Source organism: Meiothermus sp. (genome assembly GCF_026004115.1).
Classification (GTDB): domain Bacteria; phylum Deinococcota; class Deinococci; order Deinococcales; family Thermaceae; genus Meiothermus.
Genome location: NZ_BPIM01000001.1, coordinates 3,171,301 through 3,187,207, shown reverse-complemented (window position 1 = coordinate 3,187,207; position 15,907 = coordinate 3,171,301). Strand labels below are relative to the sequence as shown.

The 15,907-nt window shown below is 60.2% G+C and carries 13 protein-coding genes and 1 pseudogene; 11 read left to right on the top strand and 3 right to left on the bottom strand.

The genetic code is table 11. The features are described 5' to 3' along the window. The first annotated feature begins 258 nt into the window (after positions 1–258). Together Q0X23_RS15340 and Q0X23_RS15335 are read left to right on the top strand one after the other, a co-directional pair. A complete protein-coding gene (locus tag Q0X23_RS15340) occupies positions 259–3,228 on the top strand; it encodes an adenosylcobalamin-dependent ribonucleoside-diphosphate reductase (RefSeq protein ID WP_297861076.1) in 2,970 nt (989 codons plus the stop codon). A gap of 70 nt (positions 3,229–3,298) precedes the next feature. Then, on the top strand, positions 3,299–3,565 hold the full coding sequence (locus Q0X23_RS15335; protein WP_297861075.1) for a hypothetical protein: 267 nt from the start codon (positions 3,299–3,301) through the stop codon (positions 3,563–3,565). Positions 3,566–3,999: 434 nt separating this feature from the next. Here Q0X23_RS15335 and lon read toward each other — a convergent pair whose 3' ends face one another. The 3 genes from lon to Q0X23_RS15320 form a co-directional block, all read right to left on the bottom strand. Further along, complete coding sequence (lon, locus tag Q0X23_RS15330) at positions 4,000–6,384, bottom strand: endopeptidase La (RefSeq protein ID WP_297861074.1); 2,385 nt, start codon at positions 6,382–6,384, stop codon at positions 4,000–4,002. A 199-nt stretch (positions 6,385–6,583) separates the two neighbouring features. Then, positions 6,584–6,799: a hypothetical protein gene (locus Q0X23_RS15325; RefSeq protein ID WP_297861073.1), complete on the bottom strand. Its 216-nt coding sequence runs from the start codon at positions 6,797–6,799 to the stop codon at positions 6,584–6,586. 208 nt (positions 6,800–7,007) lie between these two features. Next, positions 7,008–7,130: a hypothetical protein gene (locus Q0X23_RS15320; protein ID WP_297861072.1), complete on the bottom strand. Its 123-nt coding sequence runs from the start codon at positions 7,128–7,130 to the stop codon at positions 7,008–7,010. Between the two features lie 316 nt (positions 7,131–7,446). Here Q0X23_RS15320 and Q0X23_RS15315 point away from each other — a divergent pair, with 316 nt between their 5' ends. The 9 genes and pseudogenes from Q0X23_RS15315 to Q0X23_RS15280 all read left to right on the top strand — a co-directional run bounded on the left by Q0X23_RS15315 (position 7,447) and on the right by Q0X23_RS15280 (position 15,881). Beyond that, positions 7,447–8,778 carry an NAD(P)-dependent oxidoreductase gene (locus Q0X23_RS15315; protein ID WP_297861071.1) on the top strand — a complete coding sequence of 444 codons (1,332 nt, stop codon included), beginning with the start codon at positions 7,447–7,449 and terminating at the stop codon, positions 8,776–8,778. Between the two features lie 64 nt (positions 8,779–8,842). Then, positions 8,843–10,228 (top strand): NAD-dependent dihydropyrimidine dehydrogenase subunit PreA, encoded by a 1,386-nt coding sequence (gene preA / locus Q0X23_RS15310; protein ID WP_297861070.1) that lies wholly within the window; start codon positions 8,843–8,845, stop codon positions 10,226–10,228. Between the two features lie 117 nt (positions 10,229–10,345). Then, positions 10,346–10,717 (top strand): annotated as a pseudogene (locus Q0X23_RS16190) (low molecular weight phosphatase family protein); the annotation flags it as partial. Between the two features lies 1 nt (position 10,718). Next, positions 10,719–12,098, top strand: coding sequence for a dihydropyrimidinase (gene hydA / locus Q0X23_RS15305; protein ID WP_297861069.1), 1,380 nt, complete (start codon positions 10,719–10,721; stop codon positions 12,096–12,098). After that, entirely contained in the window at positions 12,098–12,250 is a 153-nt protein-coding gene (locus Q0X23_RS15300) for a hypothetical protein (protein ID WP_297861068.1), read from the top strand. Before hydA ends, Q0X23_RS15300 begins: the two co-directional genes overlap by 1 nt. Positions 12,251–12,306: 56 nt before the next feature. Then, entirely contained in the window at positions 12,307–12,951 is a 645-nt protein-coding gene (locus Q0X23_RS15295) for a LysE family translocator (RefSeq protein WP_297861067.1), read from the top strand. Between the two features lie 8 nt (positions 12,952–12,959). Further along, on the top strand, positions 12,960–13,787 hold the full coding sequence (locus tag Q0X23_RS15290; RefSeq protein WP_297861066.1) for an ABC transporter ATP-binding protein: 828 nt from the start codon (positions 12,960–12,962) through the stop codon (positions 13,785–13,787). A 9-nt stretch (positions 13,788–13,796) separates the two neighbouring features. Then, the gene (locus tag Q0X23_RS15285; RefSeq protein ID WP_297861065.1) at positions 13,797–15,074 is read left to right on the top strand and encodes a cytosine deaminase; all 1,278 of its coding nucleotides are present in this window, start codon (positions 13,797–13,799) and stop codon (positions 15,072–15,074) included. Between the two features lie 3 nt (positions 15,075–15,077). Next, the gene (locus Q0X23_RS15280) at positions 15,078–15,881 is read left to right on the top strand and encodes an ABC transporter permease (protein WP_297861064.1); all 804 of its coding nucleotides are present in this window, start codon (positions 15,078–15,080) and stop codon (positions 15,879–15,881) included. The last annotated feature ends 26 nt before the right edge of the window (positions 15,882–15,907 follow it).

Below are 15,907 nucleotides of genomic sequence, written 5' to 3'. Positions count from 1 at the left end.
TGTTTCTGTTTAAGGCAGAACCAGCCCTTACCTATCTACTACTTATAGTGGTCATTTGCAAGTTTTGCCCCTATATGTTTGAACTCGAGGGCTTGATTTTCTCATAACACCTACAGTATTCTGTTTGTATCCAAATTCCAGGCTTTTCCAAAACCACTTGTCAAAAATATACAACAAGTAGTAGTATCTAGCGCGAAACCCCCCATATCTTGTGCCACTCGGGTGGCCGGGGATATCTCGCTCAAATTGGAGGACACCATGAATAGCTTCACGCCCGCACTTTTTGACGATCACGCCCAAGCCATAGCCAAGCGCCAGTACATGCAACCTGGCGATGGAGACGTATTTGGAATGTTTCGCCGGGTGGCTACCTGGGTGGCCTCGCCCGAAAAGTCCGATCAGGACAAAGCGTACTGGGGCGAACAGTTCTATCAGCTGATGGCCTCCAAACGCTTCTGCCCGGGCGGGCGGGTGCTGGCCGGAGCGGGTACCCAGCACGGCAACGTACTCAACTGCTTTGTGCAGGGCGCTACCGATCACGACCCCAGCAGCTTTGATGGGGTGCTGGAAGTAGCGACCAAGCTGGCATTGGTGACCAAGGTGGGTGGGGGTAACGGGGTCAACCTCGATCCCTATGTCTCGCGCAAGAATGCTGGCCCACGCGGAACGGTGCGCGGTTTTGCCTATATTTCTGCAGAGCATGCCGATGTCGAAGACTTCATCAAGGGCATGATGCGCCCCCCCATCAACCCCGATGGCGATAAAGAAAACATCACCGTGCGTAACTGGACGCGAGTGGTCTACGGCCTCCTGAAGCCCGAATTGGCCGCGCTGGCCCGCCGCAACGGAGTCATGACCGTGCGGGAGAAGCCCGGCGACGCACTGATGGTGCCCGACGATATGCGAGGCATCATCGAGGCTGCCAAGGCCGCCCTGAGCCTGGCTGTGAAAGGTCAGGAACCCCATGTAGACTTCAGCAGTCTGCGCCCCGAAGGTGCGCCCATCAAAGGAAGCGGGGGTACCAGCAGCGGGCCGGTGAGCTTTTTGGTGGAAATTTTCGATAACTTTCTAGAATGGGCCAACCTGGGGGCCGAGAAAGCGGGCCCGGTCACCACCTTGCGCTACGTGTACGCGCCGGTGCTGCGGGTAGTACGCCAGGGCGGCACCCGCCGGGGCGCCGGCATGGCCACCATCGCCATTGACCACCCCGACCTGCTGGACTTCCTGACCGCCAAAGACCTCGACCGCGAGGCCAGTGAAGGCGATATCTCCACCTTCAATATCTCGATCCTGGTCACCGAAGCCTTCTGGCAGGCATTGCAGGCCGATGGCCTGTGGGCGGTTGAACCCTCCGAGGTGCCGGGCAAATACTATCCACACCCGGTGCAAGGCTCCTATAACGGGGTGTGGCCCGATCTGCCCGAACGCGCCCAGGACGGCGCCCGCCCCATTCCGGTCTACGACGGCAAAGTGCCGGCCAAGTGGCTCTGGCACGAAATTGCCTGGCACGCCTGGGCTACCGGCGAACCCGGCCTGATCTTCGTGGATCGCATCAACGAGCTTTCGGCCCTCAAGAATCTGGGGCCCCGCTATCAGATTCGCTCCACCAATCCATGTGGGGAAATCCCCCTCACGGTGGGCGAGCCCTGTGACCTGGGTGCCATTAACCTTGCGGCTTATGTGGAGAACGGCGAATTCAATTTCGCTGAGTTCCGTAAAGACGTTCACACCGCCATCCGCTTCCTGGACAACGTGCTGGACGTAAACGTGTTTGCCCTGGAGGACAACCGTATCGCCAGCCAGACCTTGCGCCGGCTGGGCCTGGGGGTAATGGGCCTGGCCGACATGCTCATCAAGATGGGGCTGCCCTACTCCTCAGAAGCGGGCCGCCGGGTGGTAGCTCAAGTGATGAACGTTATGCGCGAGGAAGCCATTGCCGAGTCGGAGCAACTGGGGCGGGAGCGGGGCGTGTTTCCGGCTTATGAGCAACACCGCGCGGCCTTCGAGGCGCTGGGCATCCGCCCCCGCCGCAACGTGGCGGTGCTGACGGTGGCCCCTACCGGTACCACCAGCATGTTGATGGGGGTTTCCAGCGGCATAGAGCCGATGTTCTCGCCCTTCATGTGGCGGCGCATCGGCGGGGAGTACAAGGCTTTGTTGCACCCCTTGTTTGTGGAGATGATGGAGCAGTTCCCCGCTGAGGGGCGCTTCGAGAAGAACGGTGCCTGGGATTGGGATGCCATCATCGAGGCCATTCAGGCCCACCACGGCAGCGTGAAGGGCCTGGAAGGTATCCCCAGCGCTATTGGTAATGTGTTTGAAGGGGCCCACGACGTGCCGCCGCTGGATCATGTGCGAATGCAAGGGGTAGTACAGACCGCCTTCGACGCTGAGGGCTACGCGGCCAACTCGCTCTCCAAGACCATCAACCTGCCCAATCAGGCCACCGTGGAGGATGTGGAGGCAGCCTACACCGAGGCGTACATGACCGGTTGCAAGGGCATCACGGTTTACCGCGATGGCAGCCGCGAATACCAGGTGCTCTCGGTGAGCAAGGAAGATAAGAAAGCAGAGCAGGACAAGGAGACGGTAGCGGTGCAGCCTGCGTTGCTGGAGGTGCCGGCTAGCAGCGACTTGGGCCGCCACGAAGCAGAGCGGACAACCCGCCCCATCTTCGAGCGTACCGGTCGCTTGGTGGGCTACACCGACATGGTCAAACTCACTGCCGCCGACGGCACCCGGCGGGGTTTTCTGGTGACCGTCAATATGCAAGGGGAGCACCCGGTGGAGGTTATTCTGACTTCGGGTAAGGCGGGCGACGAGGCCAACGCCGACAGCGAAGCCCTGGGGCGTATTATCTCCAAGGCCCTGCAATACGGGGTACCGGTGGCCGAGCTGGTCAAGACCCTGCGCGGCATTAATGGCGGCCTGTACGGCAGCTACCAGGGCCGCTTTGTGACCAGCAAGGCCGACCTGATAGCCGTAGCACTAGAAACCACCAGCAAAATCCAGATTGCCGAAGGCGAGCGCAAAGCCGCCCAGATGCCCCTGGATGACAATATGGTGCCCCAGGCCATGCAGCGGGCCATGACCGCACCCATCCAGAATACACAGCCCCTCCAGGGCAAGACCGGCTTGGGCAAATGTCCCGAGTGTGGCGACGAGAACCTGGTACGCGAGGAAGGGTGTGTCAAGTGCTATAGCTGTGGTTATAGCAAGTGTGGATAGAGTTATTCCTGGACGAATGTAAACAGGGCAGCAGTTTTATAAGGGTCAAGCTGTGCCAGTATTTTGAACTGTGCAACCCAGACTGGATCAAGTTTTGGTGTGGCTCGAGCAAGGCCGAGCGGTAGTGCAGGTGGAGCATTTTGACGCGTTGGGAAAGTTGCGGCGCGAGGTTTTTCACCGGCCCACACGCGACTTGGGAAAGGCCTTGGAAGAGGTAGCACATGCGTTGGGCGAGCGGGGCCTACAAGGGCGGCCCCGGGTGCGGCTCAAACAGGGGAATGCTTTGGCGACCGACTTAAAACTGCAAGAGCGTTTCTGGAAGGCTTTGGAGCCCTGATTGGGACTGGTAGAAATCTTTATGCCAGGTTGGGCTGATTTGTTGCCGAACGGTAGCGAATCAACCCGATCGAAGTTATCCGCATAGCGGAGGGCGATACCGCCCCTTGGAAACGGAGACGTTTTCTTCACCAACCGATAGGGAGGGGTGTGCTCCAGGATTCAAATAGACACTTTACAAAACCCAACACCCCAGAGGTTGTCTTTTTGAATCCGGTATAGAGCGCTCTTCACAAAGATCGAGCCTCCCAGGGTTAGAAGTCCTTTGTCCCAGACAGAACAGTTGCCACCCGGAAACTCGAAAACATGCTTCTGGGCGCAGACGCATTCTCGTTTTCGCGGGCGGCAACGTCTATGAAGGGTGCGATAAGCAGCTTGAATGGGAAAGCCCCCCGTAGTGGGGGCCTGGGGGTTGATTTGTTCGAGGCCGGGGGGCTACGCGCCGGCGCCGGGCTGCTGGCGGTTGTCGCTGGGTTGCACCACAGGGGGCATGGCGGGCTCGGGCAGCAGCAGATAATCCAGTACCTGACTTACGTCATCTACCAGCTTGATGTCCAGCCCTTCCAGCACTTCCTTGGGCAGATCCTCGAGCTGGGGTTCATTGTCCTTGGGTAGCACGATCTTGTGGATGCCGGCCTGGTGGGCTGCCAGCAGTTTTTCCTTCACCCCACCAATGGGCATCACCTTGCCGCGCAGGCTGACCTCGCCGGTCATGGCGATGTCCATGCGGGCCGGGCGGCGGCTGAGGGCGCTGGCGATGGCGGTGGTCATGGTGATACCCGCGCTGGGACCGTCCTTGGGGGTGGCGCCATCGGGAACGTGAACGTGCAGATCTACCTTGTTGTGAAAGTCCTCGGGCAGGCCGTAAGTCTGGGTGTGCGCCCGCAGGTAGGTGAGGGCCGCCTGGGCCGACTCTTTCATGACCTCGCCCAGTTGGCCGGTCAGCGAGAGTTTGCCGGTGCCCGGAACCGCAGCCACCTCAATGGTGAGCAGGGTGCCGCCCACCGGCGTCCAGGCTAGGCCCTGGGCGGTGCCGACCTGGGGCTCGGTCTCGGCTTTGTCGATGCGGAAACGGGGGATGCCCAGGTAAGTGGGTACGTCGGGCGCGTCCACCGTGCGCACGCCTTCCCAGCTGCCCTCGAGCCAGAACTTGGCGCCCTTGCGGGCAATCTTGCCCATCTCGCGCTCGAGGCCCCGCACCCCCGCCTCGCGGGTGTATTCGTTAATAACCCGCATGATAGCGGCATCGGTCACTTCAATCTTGCCTTCCATACCGGCTTCCTTGACCTGTTTGGGCCAGAGGTACTGGCGGGCGATGGAGGCTTTCTCGAGGTTGGTGTAGCCCGGAATCTCGATAATCTCCATCCGATCCAGTAGGGGCCGAGGGATGGTTTGTAGGGTGTTAGCGGTGGTGATAAAGAAGACCTTGGAAAGGTCGTAGGGCACGTCCAGGTAGTGGTCGGTAAAGGTGTTGTTTTGCTCGGGGTCGAGCACTTCCAGCATGGCACTGGCGGGGTCGCCGCGCCAGTCTGAGCTCATCTTGTCAATCTCGTCCAGCAGAATCACTGGGTTCACCACCCCCACCTGCTTCATGGCGTGGATAAGTTTGCCCGGCATGGCCCCAATGTAGGTGCGGCGGTGCCCCCGGATTTCGGCTTCGTCGCGCACCCCACCCAGCGAGATGCGGTGGAACTTGCGGTTCATGCTCCGGGCGATGCTGCGCCCCAGCGAGGTCTTGCCCACCCCCGGCGGCCCTACCAGTACCAGGATGGGGGCCTTGTTGCGCACGTCCAGGTGGGCCGTCATCTGCCGCACTGCCAGGTATTCCAGGATGCGCTCCTTGACATCCTTAAGGCCGAAGTGATCCTCGTCGAGAATCTGGCGGGTGTGGGCAATGTCCAGCACCTCGGGGTCGGCTTTGGTCCAGGGTACGTCGGTCAGCCAGTCCAGGTAGGTGCGGGCCACGGTGGCCTCGGGGCTACCCTGCTGCATGCGCTCCAGACGGTCAAGCTCTTTGAGGGCTTTGGTCTTGACCGCCTCGGGCATTCCCACTTCTTCAATCTTTTTACGCAGCGCGTCCAGGTCACTCAGCCCGTCTTCGCCACCACCCAGTTCTTTTTGGATGGCTTTCATCTGCTCGCGCAGGTAGTACTCGCGCTGGTTGGTGTCCATCTGCTCCTTGACCCGTTGGGCGACCTTCTTGTCCAGCTCAAAGCGCTCCAGATCCCGACTGAGGAATTCCAGCACTTTCTTGAGCCGGGCTTCTATATCGGTTAGCTCGAGAATCTCCTGCTTCTCGGCCACCGTCCAGGTCGAGTGGTAGGTGACGGTATCGGCCAGCATGGCCGGGTCGGTGGTGCCCTTCACGGCCTCGAGCTGATAGCGATCGAGCCTTAGCGACTTGTGGTTGGTCACATATTTATCGAAAGCGTCCTTGAGTTCTTCTACCAGCACACGGGTCACGGTCTCGTCGGCGGGGAAAACCTCGGAGTACACTTCGCCCCGGGCCCGCAGGAATGGCCCCGCGATGTATTCTGCGACTTTGGCTCTGGCGCGGGCCTCGACCATGACCTGCAAAGTACCATCGGGCAGGCGCATGGCTTGCTTCACCACGGCCTGCACCCCCCATTCATACAGGTCATCCGGGGTAGGATCGTCCACTTCCGGGTCACGCTGTGCGACCAGGAAGATGAGCCGGTCGGCACCCATGGCTTCTTCGACCGCACGCTTGCTTTTGGCGCGGCCCACATCCACCGGGGTGGTGGTATGCGGCAAAATCACGGTATTTCGCAGTGGAATGACCGGCAGTTCTAAGCGCATAAGGTATCTATCTCCTGAGTTCCGCCTGGGGTTCGTCGCTCTCTCGGCGGGATGGGAGCGATATATATACTTGATTTTATAGGGTGGTGGGACATGGATAGGGTCAAATCTTACACTTAGGCTACTTGAGTGTATCTTACTCAAGGTTTATTTATCTGGTTCTCGAAAGTAAACCACGCTTGACCATCCCGACAGACCGTCATGGAGCCGGGATTCGTTGCACGTTGCTCACGTTCCCCAAAATGAGTTCAATTTGTAAATACTCGCCAGCCTCAGGGGCAGGGTTCAAAAATGTATCCTGAAAACGCAACCGACGGACGGTGTCGCCCGTTTGCAACACCACATCGTAGAAAACCGCTCCATGAATGCTGGCGATTCGGGCTTGCAAAACAGAGCCTTCCAAGGTCTCATACACATCAAAATTCTACGGCATGATGAACTTTGATGCGGGGCCAAACAGTCAATCTGCCTTCGAGGCGGCATTTGCTGGCGGGCTTATACCGGATTCAAAAAGATAATCATCCAAACCAAAGACCACCAGAGGCTATCTTTTTGAATCCTAGAGCACTCCCTTCGGTCGGGTTAGTTCGGCGCCGGATGGCGCGAAATAACCGAATCTCGTATTAGATGGTGGGCACCATCAGGGCAAAAACCACCAGCAACAGGGCCGCAATTGCGCCGGTAACAATATCCATCAGCAAGTCGCTGACATCTTTTTTATTGGGCGTGGTTCGTTTCAGTGCCATGGAGTATGTATATAACATATGTATAGTTAAGTCAAGACATAATGGGGTGGGTTTGTTTAACTATTTACACTATCTGTAAACCTCGAGCAAGGCTTATTTAGAAATACATTCACGGTATTGCATTTAGCCGGGCCACCTAAGCAGGAGAAAGTGTGCTTGACAACGTTCTAACCTGGCTCGTATATTCCTGTTAGAACAAATCTGCTGGGTTAAATCGGCTCCCGTGAGGGCACGAACCGTCTTAGTGATCAATCACCGAGAGGGTTTTTGTTCTTTTGTGTGGAGAGAAGACACCAGTCCAAATAAAGGAGGAAGCGTGCAGATCATCAAGCCAGAGGAAGTGCTATCTGAATACTACCCGCCCCTGACCGACCACGAGGCGCTGGTTGAAGCCAACCGCTGCCTCTACTGCTACGACGCGCCCTGCACCCATGCCTGTCCCACCCACATTGACATTCCCAAGTTCATCAAAAAAATTGCGACCGGGAACGTGGTGGGTTCGGCCCGCACAATTCTGGAGTCCAACCTGATGGGGGCCACCTGCGCGCGGGTCTGCCCCGTGCAGGAGTTGTGTGAGGGGGCCTGTGTGCTCGGGGCCGAGCACAAACCCATCGCCATTGGGCGCTTGCAGCGCTACGCAACCGATTTCGTGTATGAGCGCGGGATTGACGTGTTCAAGCCAGGCCCCCCCACAGGCAAGAAGGTCGCGGTGATCGGGGCGGGGCCCGCGGGCCTGACCTGCGCCGGCGAGCTGGCCAAGCTGGGACACAGCGTCACGGTTTTTGAGAAGCGCGAACTTCCCAACGGGCTCTCAACCTACGGCATCATCGTACTGCGTGAGCCGGTAGAGGTGGCCCAGGCCGAGGCCGATATGGTGCGGCGGCTGGGCGTGGAGATCAAGACTCAGATGGAGCTGGGCCGAAACCTTTCCTGGGATGAGGTAAAGCGGGGCTTTGATGCGGTGTTCCTGAGCGTGGGCCTGGGGGCCGTGCCCAGGATGGGAATTCCCGGAGAGGAGTACATCCTGGACGGCCTGCAGTATATCGAGACCTCCAAGATGAATCCCGAAAGCCTCAAGGTAGGGCATCAGGTGGTGGTGATTGGGGCGGGTAATACCGCCGTGGACTGCGCCACCATTGCCAAGCGCCTGGGGGCCGAGCGGGTCACGATGGTCTACCGCCGTACCGAGCGTGAGATGACGGCCTACGACTTCGAGTACAGCTTTGTGAAAAACGAAGGGGTGGAGTTCCGCTTCCTGACCCAGCCCGTGGAGGTGCTGGTGGAAAACGGCCAGGTGGTGGGCTTGAAGTGCGTGCGGATGGCCCTGGGGGCCCCCGACGCCTCGGGCCGGCCCGCCCCCGAGCCCGTGCCTGGGTCGGAGTTCGTGTTGCCCTGCGATCAGGTGGTGAAGGCCATTGGACAGGAGAAACCAGTGGTGGCTGGGCTGCTGGGCCTCGAGACCGACAAGGGCTTCATCAAGGTCAACCAGGATTACGAGACCAGCCTGCCCGGCGTTTACGCCGGTGGCGACTGCATCCGGGCCAAGGGCTCGGCCTCTACCGTGATGGCAGTGCAGGACGGCAAACTGGCGGCGTTTGCGATTCACCGCAACCTGATGGCCGGGATGGGCGCAGCCGCCGATGATTGATTGGACAAAGAGGCCTTTTTGTAAGGTGAGTTTTCGCTTTCAACCCCAATGAAAGGAGCAGTTAATGGCCGACCTTAGCATCAACTTTGCCGGTATCAAGTCCCCCAACCCCTTCTGGCTGGCCTCAGCGCCCCCCACCAACTCGGGTGCACAGATCCACCGGGCCTTTGAGCACGGCTGGGGCGGAGCTGTCTGGAAGACCATCGGGGCGCCGGTACTGAACGTCTCGAACCGCTATGGAGCCTGGCACTACGGGAGCCAGAAGATGCTGGCCATCAACAACGTGGAGCTGATTTCCGACCGGCCGCTCGAGGTCAACTTGAAGGAGATCCGGGATGTGAAGCGCAACTGGCCCGACCGTGCGGTCATTGTCTCCGCCATGGTTGAGTCCAAGCCTGAAGTCTGGCGCGATATCGTGATGCGCATCGAAGATACCGGAGCTGACGGCATCGAGCTTAATTACGGCTGCCCCCACGGCATGAGCGAGCGGGGGATGGGCAGTGCGGTCGGTCAGGTACCTTCGTATTGTCAGATGATTACCTCCTGGGTCACCGAGGTGGCCAAAATTCCGGTCATTGTGAAACTGACCCCCAATGTGGCCTCGGTGGTGCCGCCGGCGCGGGCTGCTTTGGCGGCGGGGGCCAACGGGCTTTCGCTCATCAATACCATCAACTCCATCGTAGGGGTGGATCTGGATACCTTCCAAATCACCCCTAATATTGGCGGCAAAGGTGGCCACGGCGGCTATGCCGGCCCGGCGGTCAAGCCCATTGCCCTGAACATGCTTTCCTCTTTGGGGGTGGACGAGGTGGTGCGAAAGGCGGGGGTGCCCATCTCGGGTATGGGGGGCATCTCGACCTGGAGGGACGCCGCCGAGTTTTTGTTGCTGGGTGCGACCAGCCTGCAGGTCTGCACCGCCGTGATGCACTATGGCTTCCGCATCATCGAAGACCTTACGGACGGCCTGAATGCCTGGATGGACGCCAAGGGCTTCAAGACCATAAATGACGTGGTGGGCAAGAGCCTGCACCACATCTCCGACTTCAACGACTTCGACCTCTCCTTCCGCGCCGTGGCCCGCATCAATCCTGACAAGTGCATCCAGTGCAATCTTTGCTACGTGGCCTGCAACGACACCGCCCATCAGTGCATTGATCTGGTAGACGCGAGTGGCCAGGTGGTGCCACCTTACCGCTACGACGTGTGGAGCAACGGCAAGCACGAAGCGGTGAGCACCCGCCCCCAGCCGGTGGTACGCGAAGAAGACTGCGTGGGTTGCCGCCTGTGCCACAACGTCTGTCCGGTGGAGGGTTGTATCGAGATGGTAGAGGTGCCCTCGGGCCGTCCAAGCGTCACCTGGCGTGAACTCAGCGAGAAGCGCCCCGAGGTGACCGAGGACTGGGAAGCCATGAAGCGGTACCGGGAAGAGGTGGGGATTGAGATTCACTGAGAGATACCTACAGATGCGGATCCCCTTCTCCCTTTACAGCGCTTTCTATATCTGGGAGCAGGTGGACGGCTTACACAAGAGCCCACGGTTCTGTTTGCTTGTTAAGGTAATACCTGCCGTAGCATGATGGCTGAATACATTGCCAGGCAAAATATAAAGGATGCCCACTTTGAGTCGGCTGGGTTGAAGCCTGGCTATTGGGCAGGCACCCACAACGCCGTTTGCACTCTGGCGGACTTGTTTGGGATTGATGCCAGTGGCCACCAACCTCGAGGCCTCGACTCAGTGGATCTGACATCTTTTGACTACTTAGTGGCTTTGGATAAGCACGTAGCTAAATGCTTAAAAAATAGTATCTCGCAAGATAAGCTCGTTGTATGGGAAATCGCTGATCCATATGGAAGTGATCAGAGCGAAAACGAGAGTTGTGCACGCCCAATGGAAAACGAACTACCGGGATTAGAGTACCGACTCACAAAAGGGGGTTGATATGGGACTGCTCATCAAAAACGGCGAAATCATCACCGCAGACAGCCGCTACAAAGCCGATATTTACGCTGAAAGCGAGACCATCACGCGTATTGGGCAGAACCTGGAAGCCCCGCCCGGTTCGGAGGTGATTGACGCCTCGGGCAAGTATGTGTTTCCGGGCTTCATAGACCCGCACGTTCACATCTATCTGCCCTTTATGGCCACTTTCGCCAAGGACACCCACGAAACGGGCTCCAGGGCGGCCCTGATGGGGGGCACCACCACCTACATTGAGATGTGCTGCCCAAGCCGCAACGACGATGCCCTGGAAGGCTATCACCTCTGGAAGAGCAAGGCCGAGGGGAACAGCTATTGTGACTACACCTTCCACATGGCGGTCACGAAGTTTGACCCCAAGACCGAGGCCCAGCTCCGCGAGATTGTGGCTGACGGCATCAGCAGCTTCAAGATTTTCCTGAGCTATAAGAACTTCTTTGGTGTGGAAGACGGGGAGATGTACCAGATCTTGCGGCTGGCCAAAGAGCTGGGCGTAATCGTGACCGCCCACTGCGAAAATGCCGAGCTGGTGGGCCAGTTGCAACAAAAACTCCTGTCCGAAGGCAAGACCGGCCCCGAGTGGCACGAGCCCAGCCGCCCTGAGTCGGTCGAGGCCGAGGGTACTAACCGCTTCGCGACCTTCCTCGAGAACACCGGGGCTACCGGATATGTGGTGCACCTCTCCTGCAAAGGGGCGCTGGATGCAGCGATGGCGGCCAAATCGCGGGGCGTACCCATTTACATCGAGTCGGTGATCCCGCATTTCCTGCTCGACAAGACCTACGCCGAGCGGGGTGGGGTAGAGGCCATGAAGTACATCATGTCGCCCCCCCTGCGCGAAAAGCGCAACCAAAAAGCCCTGTGGGACGCGCTGGCTCAGGGTTTTATCGATACTGTAGGCACCGACCACTGCCCCTTCGACACTTCACAGAAGCTGCTCGGCAAGGATGCTTTTACTTCGATTCCCAATGGCATCCCGGCCATCGAAGACCGGGTGAACCTGCTCTACACCTATGGGGTGAGCCGGGGCCACCTCGATATCCACCGCTTTGTGGACGCGGCCAGCACCAGGGCGGCTAAGCTCTTTGGTTTGTTCCCGCGAAAGGGCACCATTGCAGTTGGGTCCGACGCCGACCTGGTCGTTTATGACCCCCAATACCGGGGCAAAATTTCGGTTGCCACCCAGAGCGTGAACAACGATTACAACGGCTTTGAAGGCTTCGAGATAGACGGCAGGCCCAGTGTGGTCACGGTGCGGGGCAAGGTCGCGGTGCGCGAGGGGCAGTTTGTAGGGGAGAAGGGAAGGGGCAAGCTCCTGCGACGCGAGCCCATGTACTTTTGATGAAACCGAAGCAGGTGCTCAACTTCCTGGGGGGAATATGCCTTTCGATTGGGGTGCTTCTGGTGCTGGGGGGTAGCTCCGCCTGGGCGCTGTTTGTGGTGGTCGGCGGTCTGATAATCGTGATCGCACGACGTGGTCCTAAGCGGTGGTGAGTAGATTGTATATTTATGCGTGGTACAGTAGAATCCCCATCTGAGAAGAGGTCTGAATGCTGATACCCCCCGATCAACTGCTGGTGTTTGCCCTGGCCAGCCTGGCGCTGCTTCTGATTCCTGGGCCTGCGGTGCTATACATCGTCACCCGCAGCGCCTCGCAGGGCCGCGCGGCGGGGGTGGCCAGCGTGCTGGGTATCCAGTGCGGCGGCATGGTGCACGTGCTGATGGCCACGCTGGGTCTTTCGGCCATTTTGCTTTCCAGCGCACTGGCTTATAACGTGGTTAAGTATGCAGGCGCGGCCTATCTGGCTTACCTGGGCCTGCGGACCTGGCTTTCCAGGGAGCCTATCGAACTCGGTGCTCTGGATCGCCAGCCCCTGCGGCGCATTTTTCTGCAGGGCTTCGTGGTGAACGCCCTCAACCCTAAAACTGCCCTTTTCTTCTTTGCCTTTTTGCCACAGTTTGTGGATCCAGCCAGGGGGGCGGTCTCGCTGCAATTCTTGCTACTGGGCCTGGTTTTTATTACCCTGGCCACCTTCAGCGATGGGGGCTATGCGCTCTTGTCCAGCACGCTGGGGGGCTGGCTTCGCCGCAAAAGCATAGAGCCTCGCTTTGCCCTGGGGCAGCGGCTGGTAACCGGAGGTATCTACATCGGACTCGGCGTAACCGCCGCGCTGACGGGCCACAAACACCAATAGAGATGACCATGATGCCATCCAACACCCCGAACATCCATCTGTCCGGCACCAACCCTGAGGTCAGTCCTATTGTGTCGGTACAACAGGTCTCGATGATCTTTCAGACCGGCACGGTCGCTCTTAAAGACGCTAACCTCGAGATCGCCCAGGGTGAGTTCATCAGCCTGATTGGACCCTCGGGCTGTGGCAAGACCACCCTGCTGCGCCTGCTGGCCGACCTCATCAAGCCCACCTCGGGAACTATCCTAATCGGTGGGAAAAACCCGGAGGAGGCGCGCAAGAGCCGGGCCTACGGCTATGTTTTTCAGGCACCCACCCTGATGGAGTGGCGCACGGTGCTTTCTAACGTCATGCTGCCCCTTGAGGTGATGAACTTTCCGGCTGGGGAGCGCAAAGCCAGAGCCGAGCGGATGCTGGCGCTGGTGGGACTGAAAAAGTTTACCAGGCACTACCCCTGGCAACTCTCGGGGGGGATGCAGCAGCGCGTCTCCATCGCCCGGGCCTTGGCCTTCGATCCACAACTCCTGTTCATGGACGAGCCCTTTGGCGCGCTCGACGAGATCACGCGGGAGAACCTCAACCTCGAGCTCTTACGGCTGTGGCGCGAGACCGGCAAGACCGTCATCTTCGTCACCCACTCCATCCCCGAGGCGGTGTTCCTCTCCACGCGCATCGTGGTCATGACCCCGCGCCCCGGCAAGATCGAGACCGTCATCCCCGTGGACCTCCCCCAGCCGCGCAGCTTCGAGACCCGCGAGACCACCCGCTTCTTCGAGATCGCCACACAGGTGCGCGAGGCCCTGCGCAAGGGGCACGGATACGAGGTGCAGGAGTAGGGAAAATATATGGATCTGGTTATCAAGGACGCACGCCTCACCGGACGCGAAGGGCTGGTGGACATCGGCCTCGAGGGCGGGTGTATCGCTGCCATCGAACCAAGGTTGCTCGGGGGCGAGGAAATCTCGGCGGAGGGCAACCTGGTGAGCCCCAGCTTCTACGAGATCCACATCCACCTCGACGCCATCCTCACCGAGGGCGACCCCCGGCCCAACCGCTCGGGCTCGCTGTGGGAGGGCATCGCCATCTGGGCTGAGCGGGTCAAGCGGCTCAGCCGCGAGGACGTGCGCGCGCGGGTGCTCAAGGCGCTGCCGTGGTTCGTGGCCCACGGCGTCACCCACATCCGCACTCACGTCGACGTGTGCGACCCCAGCCTCACCGCGCTCAAGGCCCTGCTCGAGATCAAGGCCGAGGTGGCCGGGCTCATCGACCTCCAGATCGTGGCCTTCCCGCAGTTGGGGATGTTCTCCTTCGAGGGGGGTGATGAGCTAGTCAGAAAAGCGGTGGAGACCGGTGCCGACGTGATCGGGGGGATTCCCCACTACGAGATCACCCGCGAGTACGGCGTGCAGAGCGTGAAATTCGCGCTCTCTCTGGCCCACGAGACCGGCTTGCCTGTCGACATCCACTGCGACGAGACCGATGACGACCAATCGCGTTTCCTCGAGACCATGGCCGCCGAGACGCTGCGCCTGAGGCTGTCGGGCCGGGTGGCGGCCTCACACACCACCGCCATGCACTCCTACAACAACGCCTACGCCGACAAGTTAATCGGTAACGTGCGTCGGGCCGGGCTGCACATTATCGGTAACCCGCCTGACAACGCCGTGCTGCAGGGGCGCTTCGACCACTACCCCATCCGGCGCGGCCTCACGCGGGTCAAGGAGCTGCTGGCCGCCGGGGTTAACGTGGCCGCCGGGCACGACTCGGTGATGGATCCCTGGTACCCCATGGGCAAGGGCGACCCCCTGCACACCGCCTTCGTACTGCTGCACTTGGGGCTAATGTCGGGGCGCGAGGACCGCGAGCAGCTTTTCCCCATGCTCACCTCTCGTCCCGCTGCCATCTGGCAGGGCCGGCTGGTGCGGGGCGGGGAGGGCCTGGAGGGGCACGCCGTAGCGGTAGGCAACCCCGCCGACCTGGTGGTCTGGCCGGTTCCCACCGAGGACGACGCCATCCGCACCCTGCCCATGCGCCGCTACGTGCTCAAGCGCGGCAAGGTGGTGGCCGAGACCCGGCCCGAGGTCTCCTACGTGCAGGGCGAGGCGATCCGGTTCCTGAGGTGAGGCATGGCCAGGGCTGTACATCCCCCCCGCAACGCTCCCCCGCTGTGGAAGAACGAGAGCGTGCGCTGGCTGGTGTTCGCTGTGGTGGCCCTGAGCCTGTGGGAAGTAGGGGCGCGGCTGTACAACTCGCCCTTCCTCCTGCCCGGGCCCTCGCGCATCCTCGAAGAGTTCCTCAAGACCCCGGCGCTGGTGCTCGCGCACGCCTGGATCACCACGCAGGAGATCGTGCTGGGCTTCCTGCTGGGCGCCCTGGTCGCGCACCTGGCGGCGCTGCTCTTGATCGTGCTGCCGGAGTGGCTCGAGGACTTCATCTTCCGCGCCGTCTCCACGCTCAACTCCATCCCCTTCGTGGCGCTGGCCAGCCTGGTGGTGGTGTGGCTAGGGGTGGGCGGCATCGGCTCGAAGGTGGCGATCGCGGCGCTGTACGCCTTCTTCGCGCTGGTCTACTTCGTGCACAAGGGGATGGTCTCCACCGACGCGACCAAGGAGGAGCTGCTCACCTCCTACAGCGCGAGCTTCGTGCAGCGGGTGCGCTACCTGAAGCTGCCCTTCGCGCTGCCCATCATCTTCACCAGCCTCAAGGGCGCGGCCATGGCGGCGGTGAACGGGGCCATAGTGGGCGAGCTGTTCGGGGCCTTTCAGGGCTTGGGGTTCATGATCCTCGACTCGCGCTACGTGGGCAACACCGCGCGGGTCTTTTTGGCGGCGGTGTTCTGCACGGTGGTGGGCTGGCTCTTGTTGGGGGTGCTCACGGCGCTCGAGCGGCGCTTCGTGGGCTGGCACCTCGAGATGACCCGGAAAGCTTGAAGCATCTCAAAGGCTTAGAGGAGGTT

Coding starts and splice junctions, on each gene's coding strand:
- Q0X23_RS15340 (WP_297861076.1), top strand. CDS start 259: ATGAATAGCTTCACGCCCGCACTTTTTGACGATCACGCCCAAGCCATA.
- lon (WP_297861074.1), bottom strand. CDS start 6,384: ATGCGCTTAGAACTGCCGGTCATTCCACTGCGAAATACCGTGATTTTG.
- Q0X23_RS15320 (WP_297861072.1), bottom strand. CDS start 7,130: ATGGCACTGAAACGAACCACGCCCAATAAAAAAGATGTCAGCGACTTG.
- preA (WP_297861070.1), top strand. CDS start 8,843: ATGGCCGACCTTAGCATCAACTTTGCCGGTATCAAGTCCCCCAACCCC.
- hydA (WP_297861069.1), top strand. CDS start 10,719: ATGGGACTGCTCATCAAAAACGGCGAAATCATCACCGCAGACAGCCGC.
- Q0X23_RS15300 (WP_297861068.1), top strand. CDS start 12,098: ATGAAACCGAAGCAGGTGCTCAACTTCCTGGGGGGAATATGCCTTTCG.
- Q0X23_RS15295 (WP_297861067.1), top strand. CDS start 12,307: ATGCTGATACCCCCCGATCAACTGCTGGTGTTTGCCCTGGCCAGCCTG.
- Q0X23_RS15290 (WP_297861066.1), top strand. CDS start 12,960: ATGATGCCATCCAACACCCCGAACATCCATCTGTCCGGCACCAACCCT.
- Q0X23_RS15285 (WP_297861065.1), top strand. CDS start 13,797: ATGGATCTGGTTATCAAGGACGCACGCCTCACCGGACGCGAAGGGCTG.
- Q0X23_RS15280 (WP_297861064.1), top strand. CDS start 15,078: ATGGCCAGGGCTGTACATCCCCCCCGCAACGCTCCCCCGCTGTGGAAG.